Origin of the sequence: Bradyrhizobium ottawaense (genome assembly GCF_002278135.3) — a bacterium.
Classification (GTDB): Bacteria; Pseudomonadota; Alphaproteobacteria; order Rhizobiales; family Xanthobacteraceae; genus Bradyrhizobium; species Bradyrhizobium ottawaense.
This window is the reverse complement of record NZ_CP029425.2, coordinates 542,470-558,572: the sequence shown is the minus strand read 5'-3', so window position 1 is coordinate 558,572 and position 16,103 is coordinate 542,470. Positions and strand designations below refer to the sequence as shown.

The 16,103-nt window shown below is 64.6% G+C and carries 14 protein-coding genes and 1 pseudogene; 10 read left to right on the top strand and 5 right to left on the bottom strand.

Going from position 1 to position 16,103, the window contains the following annotated elements:
* The 3 genes from CIT37_RS02615 to CIT37_RS02605 are packed head-to-tail and all read right to left on the bottom strand — an operon-like array spanning position 1 to position 2,847.
* A complete protein-coding gene (locus tag CIT37_RS02615; protein ID WP_028143902.1) occupies positions 1-957 on the bottom strand; it encodes an MBL fold metallo-hydrolase in 957 nt (318 codons plus the stop codon).
* A gap of 25 nt (positions 958-982) precedes the next feature.
* Positions 983-1,207, bottom strand: coding sequence for a DUF2783 domain-containing protein (locus CIT37_RS02610; RefSeq protein ID WP_028143901.1), 225 nt, complete (start codon positions 1,205-1,207; stop codon positions 983-985).
* Between the two features lie 8 nt (positions 1,208-1,215).
* Entirely contained in the window at positions 1,216-2,847 is a 1,632-nt protein-coding gene (locus tag CIT37_RS02605) for an FAD-dependent oxidoreductase (protein ID WP_095425527.1), read from the bottom strand.
* 110 nt (positions 2,848-2,957) lie between these two features.
* Between CIT37_RS02605 and CIT37_RS02600 the strand changes: the two genes are divergently transcribed.
* From CIT37_RS02600 to CIT37_RS02590, 3 genes and pseudogenes are all read left to right on the top strand, one after another.
* Complete coding sequence (locus CIT37_RS02600) at positions 2,958-3,500, top strand: MarR family winged helix-turn-helix transcriptional regulator (RefSeq protein ID WP_028143899.1); 543 nt, start codon at positions 2,958-2,960, stop codon at positions 3,498-3,500.
* Positions 3,501-3,585: 85 nt separating this feature from the next.
* Positions 3,586-4,305, top strand: a complete 720-nt coding sequence (locus CIT37_RS02595; RefSeq protein WP_038973104.1) for a class I SAM-dependent methyltransferase — start codon at positions 3,586-3,588, stop codon at positions 4,303-4,305.
* Between the two features lie 71 nt (positions 4,306-4,376).
* Positions 4,377-4,457, top strand: a pseudogene (locus CIT37_RS02590) (MarR family winged helix-turn-helix transcriptional regulator); the annotation flags it as partial.
* Positions 4,458-4,569: 112 nt separating this feature from the next.
* On the opposite strand, the gene CIT37_RS02585 reads toward CIT37_RS02590, so the two are convergent.
* Complete coding sequence (locus tag CIT37_RS02585) at positions 4,570-5,376, bottom strand: N-acyl homoserine lactonase family protein (RefSeq protein ID WP_095425537.1); 807 nt, start codon at positions 5,374-5,376, stop codon at positions 4,570-4,572.
* A 380-nt stretch (positions 5,377-5,756) separates the two neighbouring features.
* On the opposite strand from CIT37_RS02585, the gene CIT37_RS02580 reads away from it, so the two are divergent.
* From CIT37_RS02580 to CIT37_RS02555, 6 genes are all read left to right on the top strand, one after another.
* Positions 5,757-7,298, top strand: a complete 1,542-nt coding sequence (locus CIT37_RS02580; RefSeq protein WP_095425526.1) for a caspase family protein — start codon at positions 5,757-5,759, stop codon at positions 7,296-7,298.
* A 158-nt stretch (positions 7,299-7,456) separates the two neighbouring features.
* Entirely contained in the window at positions 7,457-8,128 is a 672-nt protein-coding gene (locus tag CIT37_RS02575; protein WP_095425536.1) for an OmpA family protein, read from the top strand.
* A 158-nt stretch (positions 8,129-8,286) separates the two neighbouring features.
* The gene (locus CIT37_RS02570; protein ID WP_095425525.1) at positions 8,287-9,216 is read left to right on the top strand and encodes an efflux RND transporter periplasmic adaptor subunit; all 930 of its coding nucleotides are present in this window, start codon (positions 8,287-8,289) and stop codon (positions 9,214-9,216) included.
* Positions 9,216-12,365, top strand: coding sequence for an efflux RND transporter permease subunit (locus CIT37_RS02565; protein ID WP_095425524.1), 3,150 nt, complete (start codon positions 9,216-9,218; stop codon positions 12,363-12,365). Before CIT37_RS02570 ends, CIT37_RS02565 begins: the two co-directional genes overlap by 1 nt.
* A gap of 32 nt (positions 12,366-12,397) precedes the next feature.
* Positions 12,398-12,733: a DUF6883 domain-containing protein gene (locus CIT37_RS02560; protein WP_152036310.1), complete on the top strand. Its 336-nt coding sequence runs from the start codon at positions 12,398-12,400 to the stop codon at positions 12,731-12,733.
* Entirely contained in the window at positions 12,733-12,969 is a 237-nt protein-coding gene (locus tag CIT37_RS02555; RefSeq protein WP_095425535.1) for a DUF4926 domain-containing protein, read from the top strand. The genes CIT37_RS02560 and CIT37_RS02555 overlap by 1 nt, the downstream gene beginning before the upstream one ends.
* A gap of 3 nt (positions 12,970-12,972) precedes the next feature.
* Here CIT37_RS02555 and CIT37_RS02550 read toward each other — a convergent pair whose 3' ends face one another.
* Positions 12,973-13,647: a Crp/Fnr family transcriptional regulator gene (locus CIT37_RS02550; RefSeq protein ID WP_028143892.1), complete on the bottom strand. Its 675-nt coding sequence runs from the start codon at positions 13,645-13,647 to the stop codon at positions 12,973-12,975.
* 245 nt (positions 13,648-13,892) lie between these two features.
* Here CIT37_RS02550 and CIT37_RS02545 point away from each other — a divergent pair, with 245 nt between their 5' ends.
* The gene (locus CIT37_RS02545) at positions 13,893-15,956 is read left to right on the top strand and encodes an AsmA family protein (protein ID WP_095425534.1); all 2,064 of its coding nucleotides are present in this window, start codon (positions 13,893-13,895) and stop codon (positions 15,954-15,956) included.
* Positions 15,957-16,103 lie beyond the last annotated feature (147 nt).

The following is a 16,103-nucleotide window of genomic DNA, read 5'->3' as shown; positions in this document are numbered from 1 at the left end:
CTATCCTCCTCCTTGCAGGGCTGCCCACATGTCCTGGTCGCGCTTGTCGGTCCAGATCACGGGATCGTCGATCCCCGACGCCTCGTCAAAGGCGCGCGACACGTTGAACGGCAGGCAGTGCTCGTAGATGGCGAAGCTGTGGAATTTCGGATCCATCACCTCGCGGGTCGCGGCCATCGATTCCTTCAGCGTGCGCCCCTTCGCCACCGAGATTTCGGCCGCACCATAAAGCGAAGTGACGAAGTCGCGCGTCATTGCGATGGCCTCGCGCACCGTAGCCGTGCCGTTGAGCGCATCGCCGCGGCCCGGCGCGATCGCCTTGGGATTGAAGTTGCGGATCTCGTTCAGCGTCATCGGCCATTCGCGCAAATGCGCATCGCCGCAATAACAGGCCGAGTGATATTCGATGAGGTCGCCGGAGAACATCACTTCGGCATCAGGCACCCAGGCGACGATGTCGCCGGAGGTGTGGCCGGCCCCGAGCTGCATCAGCCGCACCTCGCGCTTGCCGAGATAAATGGACATCTCGCCTTCGAAGGTCAGCGTCGGCCAGGTCAGGCCGGGGATGCTTTGCGCATCCTGGAACAGCCGCGGGAAGCGGCCGTATTCGGAATCCCAATCCTGCTTGCCGCGCTCCTCGATCAGACGATAGGTCTCCTGCGAGGCGACGATGCCTTGCGCCTTGTAGGCGGAGGCGCCGAGCACGCGCACGGCGTGATAGTGCGACAGCACGACATATTTGATCGGCTTGTCGGTCACAGTGCGGACGCGCTCGATCACCTTGTTCGCCATCGCCGGCGTCGCCTGCGCGTCGAACACCAGGCAACCGTCGTCGCCGACGATCACGGCCGTATTCGGATCGCCCTCGGCGGTAAAGGCATAGAGATCGGTGCCGATCTCGGAGAAGGTGATCTTCTTTTCCGAGAGATCGCCGGTGGATGCGAAGTTCTTCGCCATCAATTCGTCCTTTGAGTCTTCTGGGTTATTGTTGTTGCTGTTGTTGCTGCTGACCGTCGATCATGCGGCGCTTGGCAAGCTCGATCGCCTCACGCAGCACATCGATCTCGCCGATATGGTTGGCGAGGATCAGCACCAGCGCCGCATCGAAATCGGCGCTCTGCTCCTCGGTGAGCCCGCGATGCGCCTCGACGATGGCGCGAAAGGCATCGTCTGGCCGCGCAAAGTTGGAGCTGGTGGACAACGGCATGCGAAACCTCAATTGAGACCTTGAGCCTGCGACAACGCAGCCGCGATCGCGGCGCGCGTCGGATGGCGGAAGCGCGCGGCGACATAGCCATCGGGCCTGAGCAGATAGGCAGCACCCGGCGCGGCGTCATAGCGCTTTGCGACGAGGCCCGAGGGATCGGCAAGTCCGCCCTCGCCACCGATGCGAACATCCTTGACCCCGTCGGGCACATCAATCGCCGCACCATTGCTGAACGAGAGCAGGGTGAAGTCCGTTCCCCCCTTGCGGAAGGCGTCCGTCAGATAGGCCTGCTCGGCAACCGGCGCATCGAGCATGGAGCAGCCGGGAGACGGTCCGCCGCCCCACACATCTGCATCCGGCGATGACAGCGGCGAGTCATAGCTGCACGGCACCGACAGCCGGCCGCCGTTGACCATGCGCTTGCCGAACTCGGTTTCCTTGGCCAGCGACAGCACCGCCTTGCGCAGCCGCGCTTCCTGATGCGAATTCGGCGCCATGAAATCGGTCGAGCGTGTCGACTCGCGGATGTTCTCGTCGGCCGCCATGCTGCGCTCGGCATGATAGCTTTCGAGCAGGCTTGCGGGCGAAGTGCCGCGCAGCACGCGGTCGAGCTTCCAGGACAGGTTTTCCGCGTCCTCGAGCCCGGAATTGGCACCGCGGGCGCCGAACGGCGAAACCTGATGCGCGGAATCGCCGGCGAAAATCACGCGGCCATGGATGAAGCGGTCCATCCGCCGGCACTGGAATTTGTAGAGCGAGATCCACTCGAACTCGAACTTGTCGTGGCCGAGCATGCGCGCGATCCGCGGCCGCACATTCTCCGGCTTCTTCTCGACCACGGGATCGGCGTAGCGATTGAGCTGGAGGTCGATGCGCCAGACATCGTCGGGCTGCCGGTGCAGCAGCGCGGAACGTCCCGCATGGAACGGCGGATCGAACCAGAACCAGCGCTCGGTCGGGAATTCCGCGGTCATCTTGACGTCGGCGATCAGAAACTGGTCCTCGAACACCTGTCCCGCGAACTCGGCGCCGACCATCTGCCGCAGCGAAGACCGCGCGCCGTCGCAGGCGATCACATATTGCGCGTGCAGGCGATAGGCGCCGTCGGGTGTCTCGATCGTCAGCGCCACGCCGTCGTTGCGCTGCTCCAGCGCCGTCACCTTGTTGCGCCAGCGCAGGTCGATCTCGGGCAGGTCGCTGATACGATCGACCAGATAGGCTTCGGCGTAATATTGCTGGAGATTGATGAAGGCGGGCCGCTTGTGGCCGTCCTCGGGCAGGAGGTTGAACTGGTAGAGCAGGGAGTCCCCGTGGAAGATCCGGCCGACGCTCCACACCACGCCCTTGGCGACCATACGGTCGCCGACGCCGAGCCGGTCCCAATATTCCAGCGACCGCTTCGAGAAGCAGATCGCGCGCGAACCTTCGCCAATGCGGTCGGCGTCATCCAGCAGGACGACGCGCTGACCGCGCTGGGCAAGATCGATCGCGAGCGACAGCCCGACCGGGCCGGCGCCGACAACCACGACCGGATGCTCGGCCGGGCCTTGGCCGGCGCGGTCCTGATCGGCATGGCGGCGATAGCCGAACTGGGCTTTGGCCTGATGTGTCTTGCCCTGAAGTGGCTTGGCCTGCGCCATACTCGAACCTCGGCTATGGTCAGGGGAGCACTGATCTGCTAGATAGTCTCACGTGCAACTATTTTGGACCGGAGCCGGCCGGCCGTCAACTGGAATTCGGAGCGCGCTCCTTGGCGAGGACATCCAGCGATATCGCACTGAAGGCACGGCAAGCCGATGAGGCCTCCGCGCGGCCAAAGGCACGGCTCGACCTGTTCAAGTTCGTGCCGTTCCGTCTCAACCGGCTCGCGGCCGAGGTCAGTTCCGCGCTCTCGGTCGAATATCAGGAACGGCATGGCCTCGACATTCCGGCCTGGCGCGTGATCGCCACGCTCGGGTTCCGCAACGATGCCTGTAGCGCGCAGTACATCGCGCAATGCACCCGCACGCACAAATCCACCATCAGCCGCGCGGTGACCACGCTGCTCAGCGAGGACATGATCGAGCGGGTCGAGAACGAAGCCGACCGCCGCGAATTCCGCCTGCAACTGACGAAGAAGGGCCGCGCGCTCTACGAAGAGCTGTTCCCGCAATTGCTGCGGCGGGAGGACGAGATCCTCGCCTGCCTCTCCGCGCAGGAGCGCAAGCAGCTCTCGGCGCTGCTCGGCAAGATCGAGGAGAGTCTCGATCTGATCCAGACCAGCAAGGAAGCGGACGCCAAGCAGGCGTATTAGCGACTCATAGAGGCGCAGACGTCGGCTTTTGGGAGTCCGGTTGAGAAAGCTTGGTAGGCCCGTGACGGCAGTGGCGTATATAGCGATGCTACTTGTGGCCTTTGCTGCAGCTCGCGCATACGCGGTTGACATGGGTTATCTGGCTCCCCCCGGAGTCGCTGCAAACGAGTTTCCCTCACCGCAGCGCCCTGTCGCACGAATCGTCAGCCCGCGCCGCTCCGCCGAAGAGCGCCGCGACGCCCTCAATGAGGCCGGTCAAATCGCACGCGTTCTTGAGCTGAAACCAGGTATGACAGTCGGCGACATTGGAGCAGGCAGTGGCTACCACACGGTCAGGCTCTCGCACCTCGTCGGACCCGCCGGCTCTGTCGTTGCCCAGGACGTCACGCGGGATTACCTCGTCGAACTCGCCAGGCGAACAAAACTTCTGAAGTTAACGAACGTGCAATTCGCGCTCGGCGAACCCCACGACCCGCGTCTGCCCGCTTCCTCGCTGGACGCCGCAATCCTTGCGCATATGTATCACGAGATAGCCCAACCCTATGCCTTCCTCTACAATCTCGCGCCCGCCTTGAAGCAGGGTGCACGGGTGGGAATTGTCGATCTTGAGCTTCCGACGTCGAAGCACGGCACGCCAATTGAGCTCTTGCGCTGCGAATTAACTGCCGTCGGCTATCGCGAGGTCGCCACATCTAAGCTCGCAGGGGACGGAGGATACCTGGCGATATTCTCTCCGCCGGAGCTAGCGGCTCGAAAATCTCCCCGCGATATCGTTGCTTGTGTGGATCCTGCCGGCACTCGTTGAAACCATATCTGCCGCCCGTCTCGGAGACCGCACACGTCCGAGGAAAAGGTCAGACTGGAATCAAACCGGCGCTCTCGACCCGGCTCGGCAAGATCGAAGCGAGTCTCGACCTGATCCAGACCAGCAAAGAGGCCGACGCCAAGCAGGCGTATTTGCCGACGCTGTCATTCCGGGGCGCCGCAAAGCGGCGAACCCGGAATCCAGAGATTGTGGCGCGCGATTCCGGGTTCGCGCTTCGCGCGCCCCGGAATGACGGCTTCGCCCTCACTTCGCAAACGACCGCGTCGGCGGCAGATGCAGTGCCCAGGCATCGACCTTGTCGCTGGCGCGCGGATAGATCTCCGTCACGATCGGATCGTGGCCGGGGATGAATCGATCGGGATGGCCGGCGAGGCGCTCGATCGTCTCCCAGCCGACCGCCATGTCGCCGACATTGTAGACGATCGGGAACGGGCTCTTGCGCTGCAGATTGGCGTAGTAGTGCGCGGCATCGGACGCCAGCACCACCGGCCCGCGCGCAGTTTCGACCCTGACCACCTGCAAGCCGTCGGAATGGCCGCCGACACGGTGCACGGTGACGCCGGGCGTGACCTCGCCGTCGCCCGAATAGAAAGTGACGCGCTCGCCATAGACGTGGCGCACCATCTGCGTGACGTGCTCGACCGAGAACGGATGTCGCAGCAGGCCGTTGCACATGCAGCGGCCGGTCGCATAAGCCATCTCGCGCTCCTGGAGATGGAAGCGCGCATTCTGAAAGCGGTCGAGATTGCCGGCATGATCGTAATGCAGATGCGTCACGATGACGTCGCGAATGCTCGATGCCTTGACGCCAAAACACTCCAGCGCGTCGACCGGATTGAGCGTCAGCTTGCGCGCCCGCGCGCTCGCCTCCTCGGCATTGAAGCCGGTGTCGACCAGGATGTCGCGGCCGTGCCCGCGGATCAGCCAGACGAAATAGTCGAGGTCCTGCGCCGCGCTGTCATGCGGATCGGGCTGAAGGAAGTTCATGCTGGGGGTGCGCGGCGACATCGTCGCATAGCGCAGCGCGTAGATTTCGTAGGCGTTTCCCATGATTCCTGCTTTTTGCTTTGCTTTTCTGAGTGGACCTTCCGGGACGATCCTGCGCACCAAGCCATTGTCCGCTGCAAAGGTCAAACGCCGCGCGGCGCGACGGAGGCATGCCCTCAATGTGAGACCAATCACATTTTCGTCGCCATGGAGGCCCTAACGTGCCGCCGGTAAGATCGAGCCGGATCACGTCGAGCACAAACATGACAGCCTGTTTATTCCCCCTGCGGCGCACCCGGGCGTTGCGGTCAATCGTCGCGATAACGCCGAATCTCCAAGTGGTTGACGCCTCCCGTCCCCGGTTTGATAATGCAGGAAGCGTAAGTTAAGGTCGCCGCGGCGCAAGCTGGTAACGGCGCCTTTTTGGCTGGACCGCGCTGATTATGAAAATTCGCTTCTTTCTTCTTCTGCCCTTGCTCATCTCGCTCATCCCGACTGCCCCATCGCTTGCGGCCGGTGACCGCTTTGCGCTGGTCATCGGCAACGCGAAGTACCCGGATGCGGATGCCCCGCTGAAGGAACCGATCAACGATGCCCGCGACGTCGCCGACGAGCTCAAGCGCGACGGCTTTTCGGTCGAGATCGCCGAGAATCTGACCGGCGACGGCATGCGCCGCGCCTTCGACAAGCTCTACGGCAAGATCAAGCCGGGATCGGTGGCGCTGGTATTCTTCAGCGGCTTCGGCATCCAGTCGGCGCGCCAGAGCTACATGCTGCCGATCGATGCGCAGATCTGGACCGAATCCGACGTGCGCCGTGACGGTTTCAGCCTCGAGACCGTCCTCGGCGAGCTCAACACCCGCGGCGCCGGCGTCAAGATCGCGCTGATCGACGCCTCCCGGCGCAATCCGTTCGAGCGCCGGTTCCGCAGCTTCTCGGCTGGCCTGACCCCGGTCATCGCGCCGAACGGAACGCTGGTGATGTATTCGGCGGCGCTGGCCTCGGTGGTCTCCGACGCCGGCGGCGAGCACAGCCTGTTCGTCCAGGAGCTCCTGAAGGAAATCCGGGTCCCCGACCTGATGGCCGAGGAGACGTTGAATCGCACCAAGATGGGCGTGACCCGCGCGTCGCGCGGCGAGCAGGTGCCTTGGATATCCTCTTCATTGGCCGAAGATTTCTCGTTCAGCCCGGGAGCTGGCGGGTCGCGTCCGGCACCGGCGACGCCGCCCGCGCCTCCCGCGCCGCCGCCGGTCGTCGCCAACAACCCGCCGCCGTCACCGCCCGCGCCGCCGACACCGCCTCCGCCGCCGAAGCCGGCCGACACCGCTGCGGCGCCCGCGCCTGCTTCTCCACCTCCTGCGCCTGCGCCGGCCCCCACGCCGAAGCCGCAGGTCGAGGCCGCCCTGCCCCCGCCGCCACCGCCGGTCAAACCGATTGATCCCGCTCCGGCACCGAGCACCGACAGCGGGCCGAGCGCTGCCGCGCTGGCCGACGATCCAACGATCAAGAGCCTGACCTCCAAGATCGCCGCCAATCCTGATGACGTGAACGCGCTGTACCGGCGTGGCCAGGTCTATGCCAGCAAGGGCGCCTACAACCTTGCCATCAAGGATTTCGACGACACGCTCCGGATCAACACCAAGGATGTCGAGGCGCTGAACAACCGCTGCTGGACCCGCACCGTGGTCGGCGACCTCCAGGGCGCGCTGAAGGATTGCAACGAGGCGTTGCGGCTGCGGCCCAACTTCGTCGATGCGCTGGACAGCCGCGGGCTCGTCAACCTCAAATCGGGCGCGGTCAAGAATGCCATCGCCGATTTCGATGCGGCCCTCAGGATCAACCCGCGCCTGACTTCCTCGCTCTACGGACGTGGCCTCGCCAAGCAGCGCAATGGCTCCGCCCAGGAAGGCGCGCTTGATATCGCCAATGCCAAGGCAATGGATCCGAACATCGTTCAGGAGTTCGCAAGCTACGGAGTGCGCTAGTATTTTTTTGAATTGAGGCAGGCGGCGCCTCGAACCCCTGGTGGCCCAGGGAAGACTAACGAACGGATGCCGCAGGCAGCCTTCCCCGGGGGGCTCATTGCAGGAATTTTGGCAGGAATTTGGAACCGCGCGAGCTGGCTGCGCAGGAGGGACTGGTTATGAAATCGGCTGCAAAGGGACTTACCGCGATCCTGTCCATAATCACTCTTGGCGCCGCGCTGTCGCTTCCGGCCTCGCCCGCCTTCGCCGGCGATGACGGCAACAGCAAGAACGTCACCGAGGACGATATCGTCCGCGCGCTGGCGCCGCCGGCCAAGAAGCCCCTGACCCGCGGCCTCTCGATCGCCCCGCAGGCCGATCCCGCGCCGAACGCGGCCGAGACCAAGCTGATCCAGTCGGTGCGCGGCCGCTCGACGCGTTCGCTGTCCTCGACCGAGCGCGAGGAAATCGCGTCGGTCGCCAAGGACAAGCCGAACATCGATCTCGAAATCACGTTCGACTACAACTCCGCCAATATCAGCGCCAAGTCGATGCCGTCCGTGCAGGCGCTCGGTCGCGCGCTGACCAGTCCCGACCTGAAGGGCTCCACCTTCGTGGTCGCCGGTCACACCGATGCCGCCGGCGGCGAAACCTACAACCAGGACCTGTCGGAACGCCGCGCGGATGCGATCAAGCGCTATCTCGTCGACAAGTACAGCATCTCCGCCACCGACCTCGTCACCGTCGGCTACGGCAAGAGCAAGCTGAAGAATCCGAGCCAGCCGATGGCGGAGGCCAACCGCCGCGTCCAGGTCGTCAACATGGAAAACAAGACCACCGCATCGAAGTGAGCACGACGCAATCCTCTGAAGTGACAAGTCGTGATGTGGTGTAAAGTCTCGCCCCCAAAGCGCGTCCCGCGGCCTTGCGGGACGCCGCTTTGTTTCAGGGAAACGTTCTCGATGGGCCTCGCGCGGATGGCCGTGAGCCAGGCCAGGATGATCCGGCGATGAAACTCTCCGAATATCTCAAGCCTGCCGGAACGGTGGTGTTCGTCGTCGCGCTCGGCGTCGGCTATTACCTGTTCGAGCATCGGAAGCGCGCCGAGCCGAAGGAGACGCAGAGCGAGGCGCTCGTCATCGTGACGAAGTCGACCAATGCCTGCTTCTCCGACCTCGTGCGGGTGACCGGCTTCTTCGTGCCGCGCCGCGAGGCGGTGGTCATCGCCGACCAGGAAGGATCCAAGGTCACCGACCTCTTCGTCACCGAAGGCACCGTCGTTGCCGACAACCAGGAGCTGGCGCGCCTGACCGCGCCGCCGCAGATCCCGGGCCAGCCGCAGAGACCCGGTCCGCAAGGCCCGATCTCGCTGAAGGCACCTGCGCCGGGCCTCATCACCGAAGTCCGCACCATTGTCGGCGCGCCCGCTTCACCGCAGGCCGGCCCGATGTTCCGCATCGCCGTCAACAACGAGATCGAGCTCGATGCTCAGGTTCCGGCGGTGCACATGCCCAAGCTCAGTTCGGGCGCCACCGTGCGCATCAGCCGCGACGACGCGCCCGATTTGATCGGCCGGGTCCGGCTGGTTGCGCCCGAAATCGACCGCGCCACGCAGCTCGGCCGCGTCCGCATCAGCGTCACCAACAATCCGTCGCTGAAGGTCGGCGTGTTCGCCCGTGCCTCGATCGACGCCAAGCGAAGCTGCGGCGTCTCGATCCCCAAGACCGCGATCGACCATCTCACCATTCAGGTCGTCAAGGGCAACACGATCGAGACGCGCAAGGTGCGGGTCGGGCTCTCGTCCGACAACGCGACGGAAATCCTGGAAGGCCTCGACGTCGGCGAAATCGTCGTGGCCGACGCCGGCTCTTCGCTCCATGACGGCGACCAGATCAAGACCATGTTCGCCGATGAACTCGATCGCACGCGGGTACGCTGATGGCTCTCAATATCTCGGCTTGGTCGATCCGGAATCCGCTGCCGTCGGTCGTCTTCTCGATCATCCTCTTGATTCTCGGCTGGGTGTCTTTCACCAAGCTCGCGGTGACGCGGCTGCCTTCGGCCGACATTCCCGTGATCTCGGTCGTGGTATCGCAGTTCGGCGCGGCGCCCGCCGAACTCGAATCGCAGGTGACCAAGACGGTCGAAGACGCCGTCTCCGGCGTCGAGGGCGTGCGGCACATTACCTCACAGATCACCGACGGTGTGTCGGTCACCACCATCCAGTTCGCGCTTGAAACCAACACCGACCGCGCGCTCAACGACGTCAAGGACGCGGTGACGCGTGTCCGCTCGAACCTGCCGCAGAACGTCACCGAGCCGCTGATCCAGCGAGTCGACGTCATCGGCCTGCCGATCGTCACCTACGCCGCGATTTCGCCCGGCAAGACGCCCGAGCAGCTCTCCTATTTCGTCGACGACGTGGTCAAGCGCGCGCTGCAAGGCGTGCGCGGCGTCGCCCAGGTCGAGCGCATCGGCGGTGTCGAGCGCGAGATTCTTGTTTCGCTCGATCCCGACCGCCTGCAGGCGATGGGGCTGACCGCGGTCAATGTCAGCCAGAGCCTGCGCGGTACCAATGTCGACGTCGCCGGCGGCCGGGCCGAGATCGGCAAGAACGACCAGGCGATCCGCACGCTCGCCGGTGCAAAGACGCTGAGCGATCTTGCCGGCACCATGATCCCGCTGTTCGGCGGCGGCGAGGTCCGGCTCGACGATCTCGGCACCGTCACCGACACCATCGCAGACCGCCGCACCTTCGCCCGCTTCAACGGCGAGCCGATCGTCGCGCTCGGCATCAAGCGCTCCAAGGGCGCCAGCGACGTCAAGGTGGCCGAGGCCGTGCAGAAGCGCATCGACGTACTCAAGGCCGCCTATCCCGACGTCGACCTGAAGGTGATCGACACCTCGGTCGAATATACCAACGGCAATTACCACGCGGCGATCTCGACCCTGTTCGAAGGCGCCATCCTCGCCGTCGTCATCGTGCTCTTGTTCCTGCGCGACCTGCGCGCCACCATCATCGCCGCGATCTCGCTGCCGTTGTCGATCTTCCCGGCGTTCTGGGCGATGGACCTGCTCGGCTTCTCGCTGAACCTCGTCAGCTTCCTCGCCATCACGCTATCGACGGGTATTCTGGTCGACGACGCCATCGTCGAGATCGAAAACATCGTCAGGCACATGAACATGGGCAAGTCGCCCTATCGTGCCGCCCTCGAAGCCGCCGACGAGATCGGCCTCGCGGTGATCGCGATCTCGCTCACCATCATCGCGATCTTCGCACCGGCAAGCTTCATGTCGGGTATCGCCGGACAGTTCTTCAAGCAGTTCGGCATCACCGTCTCGGTGCAGGTGTTCTTCTCGCTGCTCGCGGCGCGCTTCGTCACGCCGGTGCTCGCCGCCTACTTCCTCAAGCCTGGCACTCACGAAGAACCGCCGCCCGGCCGCGTGCTGCGGTCCTATCACAGGATCGTGGCCTGGTCGGTAAAACACTATTTCATCACGGTGCTGGTCGGCTTCGGCGTCTTTGCCGCCTCGATCTGGAGCATTACGCTGTTGCCGCAGGGTTTTCTACCGGCGCAGGACAGTTCGCGCTCGCTGCTTGCCCTCGAGCTGCCGCCGGGCACCCAGCTCGCCTATACCGAGAAGGTCACCGAGGACATCGTCGCGCGCCTGCGCAAACGGCCCGAGGTAAAGAGCATCTTCGTCGACGGCGGGCGCGTTCCGCCGGGCACCCAGGAAGTCCGGCGCGCCGCACTGATCATCAATTACACGCCCAAGGATGCCCGCGACATCACCCAGCGCGAGCTCGAATTCTCGATCAGCCAGGAATTGGAGAACATTCCTGACATCCGCTTCTGGTTCCTCGACGAGAACGGCCTGCGCGCCATCTCGCTGGTCGTGACCGGTGTCGACGCCAACATCGTCAACAATTTCGCGAGCGAGCTCGCGACGCAGATGAAGCGGATTCCCACCATCTCCAACGTGATCTCGGAAACCACGCTGGAGCGGCCGGAGCTGCGCGTCGAACCGCGCGCCGATCTCGCCGCGCGGCTCGGGGTTTCGACCGAAAGCCTGTCGCAGACCATCCGCGTCGCCACCATCGGCGATGTCGGACCCGCGCTCGCCAAGTTCGACGTCGGCGACCGCCTGGTGCCGATCCGCGTGCAGCTCGAGGATGCCGCGCGCGGCAATCTGAAGACGCTGGAGCAGTTGCGCGTGCCGCTCGGCGAGCACGGCGAGAAGGGCGGCGTGCCGCTCTCGGTCATCGCCGACGTCAAGCTCGACCAGGGTCCGACCAGTATCAACCGCTACGATCGCGAGCGGCAGGCGACCGTCGCCGCCGACCTCGTCGGCTCGGCCGCGCTCGGCGACGCCACCAAGAAGATCTACGACCTGCCGGTGATGAAGAGCCGGCCGAAGGGCGTGAAGGTCTCTCCCTCCGGCGACGCCGAAAGCCTGAACGAGCTGTCCGACGGCTTCGCCACCGCGATCACGGCGGGCCTGATGATGGTCTACGCCGTGCTGGTGCTGCTGTTCGGCACCTTCCTGCAGCCGATCACCATCCTGTTCTCGCTGCCGCTCTCGATCGGCGGCGCCATCGCGGCCCTGCTCATCACCGGCAAGCAGCTCACCACGCCGGTGTGGATCGGCATTCTGATGCTGATGGGCATCGTCACCAAGAACGCGATCATGCTGGTGGAGTTCGCGATCGAAGCCATTCACGCCGGCAAGCCGCGCGAAGAGGCGATGATCGACGCCGGCATGAAGCGCGCCCGGCCGATCGTGATGACCACGATCGCGATGGCCGCGGGCATGATGCCGAGCGCGCTCGCGGTCGGCGCCGGCGGCGAGTTCCGCTCGCCGATGGCGCTCGCGGTGATCGGCGGCCTGATCTTCTCGACCATCCTGTCGCTGGTGTTCGTGCCCGCGATGTTCATGGTGATGGACGATCTCGGCGCCCTGATCTGGCGCTTCGCCAAGCGGCTGATCGTGCACAGCGAGGATGCCGAGACGGACGGTCATCACGGAGCGGCACCAGCGGAAGCAGGGCCAGCGCCGAAGAATATCATCCACCCCGCGGCGGAGTAGGGTTCGAGCGGCTGGAGCCGGATCAGGTTACTATGACGCACATCCCGAATGGTGAGAAAGCGAGCGTCGACATTCGGAAGATCGAAGATTATTGCCTCAATCCCTTGCATCCACGCGGCCGGCATAAGGCAAGAGTTTTCCGCGACGCACTAGACCTTCAGCGTGGAGATGCCATGTGGCTTCGCGACGCACTGCTGGAAGCCGCAATTTCCGGCGATGCGTCCGAAGTTGCGACGGATCGCTGGGGCACCCACTGGCGGGTGGATGTCCTGCTCAGGCGACATCGAAAGCAAGCTGTGGTAAGAACCGCATGGATCATACGGGTCGGCGACGACCGGCCGACCTTTGTCACCTGTTGGGTGCTATGATGAGCGCAACGAACAAGAAGGAAGATCGGGCACCGCGAGCGCTGGACGTCGTCGCATTGCTCGCAAACCTGCCTGAGCACAGGTTGGCGAGGGGAAACGTTGGCACGATCGTCGAAGAGTTCGACGACGAGACAGTACTTGTCGAATTCAGCGACGACGATGGGCGGCCCTACGCCGTTGCGCCCTGTTTGCGATCCGAGCTGCTGCTCTTGCACTATGTGCCGGAGGCAGCCTAGCTGCTACTCGTTCCGCGCGATCGCGGTCAGCTTGGTCATGTTCCGCAGCAGGATGCGGCCGCGCTGGAGATCGAGGATCGCTTCCTTGCGCCAGGCCTGCAGCTGGCGGTTGACGCTTTCGCGGGCGGCGCCGACGAAGACGCCGAGCTGCTCCTGCGAGATGTGCACCTCGGAACCGAAATCGGCGGCGAGTGCGCAGAGCCGCCGCGCGAGGCGCACCGGCAGCGGCTGCAGCATGGATTCCTCCATGCGCTCGCTCTGCCAGCGGATGCGCTGGCACAGCAGCGCGATGATCTTGATCGCGACCTTCGGCTCGCGTTCGAGGAAGCTGAGAAAATCTTCGCGCCGCAGCACGAACAATTCGCTGGCCTCGCCCGCGGTCGCATCCGCGGTCCGATTCTGGCCGTCCAGCACCGCGACCTCGCCGAACAGGTCGCCCGGGCCCATGAAATTGAGCGTCAGCCGGCTGCCGTCGGAGGCACCTGTCTCGATGCGGACCTGGCCGCGGCGCACGCCGAACAGCGCGTTGCCGGCATCACCCTTCTGGAACAGCACCTCGCCGTTCCCCAGGTGCTGGGTGTGACAGAGATTGGACAGCCGCTGGAGCTCGTCTGCACCGAGATCCGCGAACATCGCGTTCATCTTCAAAATGACCGCAAATTCGGCCTGCTTGCTCATTTCAATGTCCTTGTGAAGTCCTGGTCAGTCATCTTGTCAGACGCTTGGCAAATCGCTTGAAACCATCACGATCAGGATCGCGTAAAACCGCGTCGGGGAAGTGTGTCATAAGTCACATAACTTTGCAGCACCCCCTGACTATTTTTACGCGCTTGGAGCCGCTTCCCGTCCCGGGATAAACTCGGCCGCGAAGGATGGATAGCCGGCGGGATTCGACGCCGATCGTCCGTCAGTGGAAAGTCGAGATGAGAGCAGTAAAATTCGCCGGCGCGGCATTGGCCGCCGTCATCGTCGTGATCGCACTCCTGCTGGTGGTCGGAATCCCCTCGGGCTTCCTGACGTCGACGATCGCCTCGCGCGTCGAGAGCGCGACCGGCTATCGTCTCTCGATCGACGGCACCACGAAGATCAGCCTGTGGCCGACGCTGAACGTCACCCTGAACGACCTCTCGCTTGCCGACCCCCGGGATCGCAGCGGCATCACGCGCGTGACGGTCGACAGCGTGCAGGCCGACATGTCGCTCTCCAGCGTGTGGTCGGGCCGCCCTGAGATCCGCGAGCTGATCGTCACCCATCCGGTGCTCTACCAGCCGCTGCTGCGTGAACGCCTGCCGAATGCGGGGGGGTCGTCGAAGCCGCTCGCGCTCGATGTCGGCGGGGCATCCATCGACCGCATCAAGGTCACCGACGGTGAGGTCGCATTCGCGCGCGTGCGCGACCGTGTCGAGGGCCGCATCAGTGCCATCAACGCGGAGGCGACCATCGGCCGCGACCGCAAGGTCAATGTCACCGGCACCGCGCGCGTCGGCGACCACCCGACCAAGTTCGACATCAAGGCGACCACGCCGGCGCCGCCGGCCGACCGGCCGACGATCCCGGTGGATTTCGCCATCGACATGCCCGACGTGTTGAAGTCTCAGCTCACCGGCCATGCCGAGATGCGAATGAACGGCGACGTCGTGATGATCAACGGCGTGAATGGCCGGCTCGGCGATGGCACATTCAACGGCTGGGCTTCGGTCGACATTGCCAGCAAGCCGCTGGTCAAGCTCGACCTCGACTTCCAGCGGCTGGCGATTCCGCTGGCGAAATCGCCGGAGGGCGCAGCCGGGCAGCCCTGGAGCAATGCGCCGATCGACGTCTCCGGGCTCAATTATGTCGATGCGCAAGTGCGGATCTCCGCGAACGAAGCCGTGATCGGTGATGCCCGCATCGCGCCTCTGGCGCTCGATGCGAAGCTCGCCGGCGGCGTGCTGAAGGCCGGCACCGCCAATCTCGGCGCCTATGGCGGCCAGGTCTCCGGCGAGGTGATCCTCGATGCGACCACCGGTGCGCCGAGCTTTGCGATGCATTCCGATCTCGTCGGCGTGCGTGCGCTGCCGCTGCTTCAGGGCCTTGCCGAATTCGACCGCATCGACGGCAAGCTGCAGGCCAAGCTCGCTCTTCGCAGCGCGGGCACCAGCCAGCACGCGCTGATGGCCAACATGCAGGGCACGGCCTTCGTCAATTTCCAGGACGGCGCCATCCGCGGTATCAATGTCGCGCAGATGATCCGCTCGCTGACATCGGGCACGCTGTCCGGCTGGCAGGACAACCAGAATGCCGGCCAGGAGCAGAGCACGGATTTGTCGCAGCTCTCGGCCTCCTTCCGCATCGACAAGGGCCAGGCGGTGACGACCGATCTCAATCTGATCGGGCCGCTGGTGCGCGTGACCGGTGCCGGCACCATCGCGCTCGACACCAAGATGATGGGCTTTCGCGTCGAGCCGAAGCTGGTGATGACGACCGAAGGCCAGGGCCGCGCCAATGAGCCGGTCGGCTTCGGCATTCCCGTGATGATCCAGGGCAGCTGGTCGCAGCCCAAGATCTACCCTGATATGGCCGGCATGCTGGACAATCCCGACGCCGCCTATGCCAAGCTGCGCGAGATGGGCAAGGGCCTGTTCGGCCCTGACGGCGCCGGGCTCGGCAACATTCTGGGCAGCCTTGGTCTCGGCGGAACGACTGCACCCGGCGGCAATGCGGCCGGCAACGCCAATCCGCAAGCCCAGCAGCCGGGGCAGAACAATCTGCTCGGCGGCCCCTTGGGCGAAGCCATCGGCAATTTGATTCAGCAGGGGCTTTCCAGCGGCGCGGGAAGCAGCACTGGCGCCGCGCCAGGCAGTGGCCGCAGCCGCAGCCTGCCGGCAACGCCGTCCACGCCGTCGCCGCAGGCCTCGCCCGCGGCTCCAGCCCTTGAGGACCCGCCGGTCGCGCAGCAGGACAGTCAGCCAATGAACGACGTGCTGCGGCAACTCTTTAACCGGTGATTGGCGGGCTGGGCTCCACGGCAATCCCCTTACATCAGCTTCCCCGCCACCGGCTTCCTCCGAACGGATGAGGCTGCGGCAATTCACCGGCCTTCCGCCGGCCCCGGCGTCCACAGGGAGTAACCACGCCGGCCGGTCCCCGGCCCA

Coding starts and splice junctions, on each gene's coding strand:
- CIT37_RS02615 (WP_028143902.1), bottom strand. CDS start 957: ATGGCGAAGAACTTCGCATCCACCGGCGATCTCTCGGAAAAGAAGATC.
- CIT37_RS02610 (WP_028143901.1), bottom strand. CDS start 1,207: ATGCCGTTGTCCACCAGCTCCAACTTTGCGCGGCCAGACGATGCCTTT.
- CIT37_RS02605 (WP_095425527.1), bottom strand. CDS start 2,847: ATGGCGCAGGCCAAGCCACTTCAGGGCAAGACACATCAGGCCAAAGCC.
- CIT37_RS02595 (WP_038973104.1), top strand. CDS start 3,586: ATGCTACTTGTGGCCTTTGCTGCAGCTCGCGCATACGCGGTTGACATG.
- CIT37_RS02585 (WP_095425537.1), bottom strand. CDS start 5,376: ATGGGAAACGCCTACGAAATCTACGCGCTGCGCTATGCGACGATGTCG.
- CIT37_RS02580 (WP_095425526.1), top strand. CDS start 5,757: ATGAAAATTCGCTTCTTTCTTCTTCTGCCCTTGCTCATCTCGCTCATC.
- CIT37_RS02575 (WP_095425536.1), top strand. CDS start 7,457: ATGAAATCGGCTGCAAAGGGACTTACCGCGATCCTGTCCATAATCACT.
- CIT37_RS02570 (WP_095425525.1), top strand. CDS start 8,287: ATGAAACTCTCCGAATATCTCAAGCCTGCCGGAACGGTGGTGTTCGTC.
- CIT37_RS02565 (WP_095425524.1), top strand. CDS start 9,216: ATGGCTCTCAATATCTCGGCTTGGTCGATCCGGAATCCGCTGCCGTCG.
- CIT37_RS02560 (WP_152036310.1), top strand. CDS start 12,398: ATGACGCACATCCCGAATGGTGAGAAAGCGAGCGTCGACATTCGGAAG.
- CIT37_RS02555 (WP_095425535.1), top strand. CDS start 12,733: ATGAGCGCAACGAACAAGAAGGAAGATCGGGCACCGCGAGCGCTGGAC.
- CIT37_RS02550 (WP_028143892.1), bottom strand. CDS start 13,647: ATGAGCAAGCAGGCCGAATTTGCGGTCATTTTGAAGATGAACGCGATG.
- CIT37_RS02545 (WP_095425534.1), top strand. CDS start 13,893: ATGAGAGCAGTAAAATTCGCCGGCGCGGCATTGGCCGCCGTCATCGTC.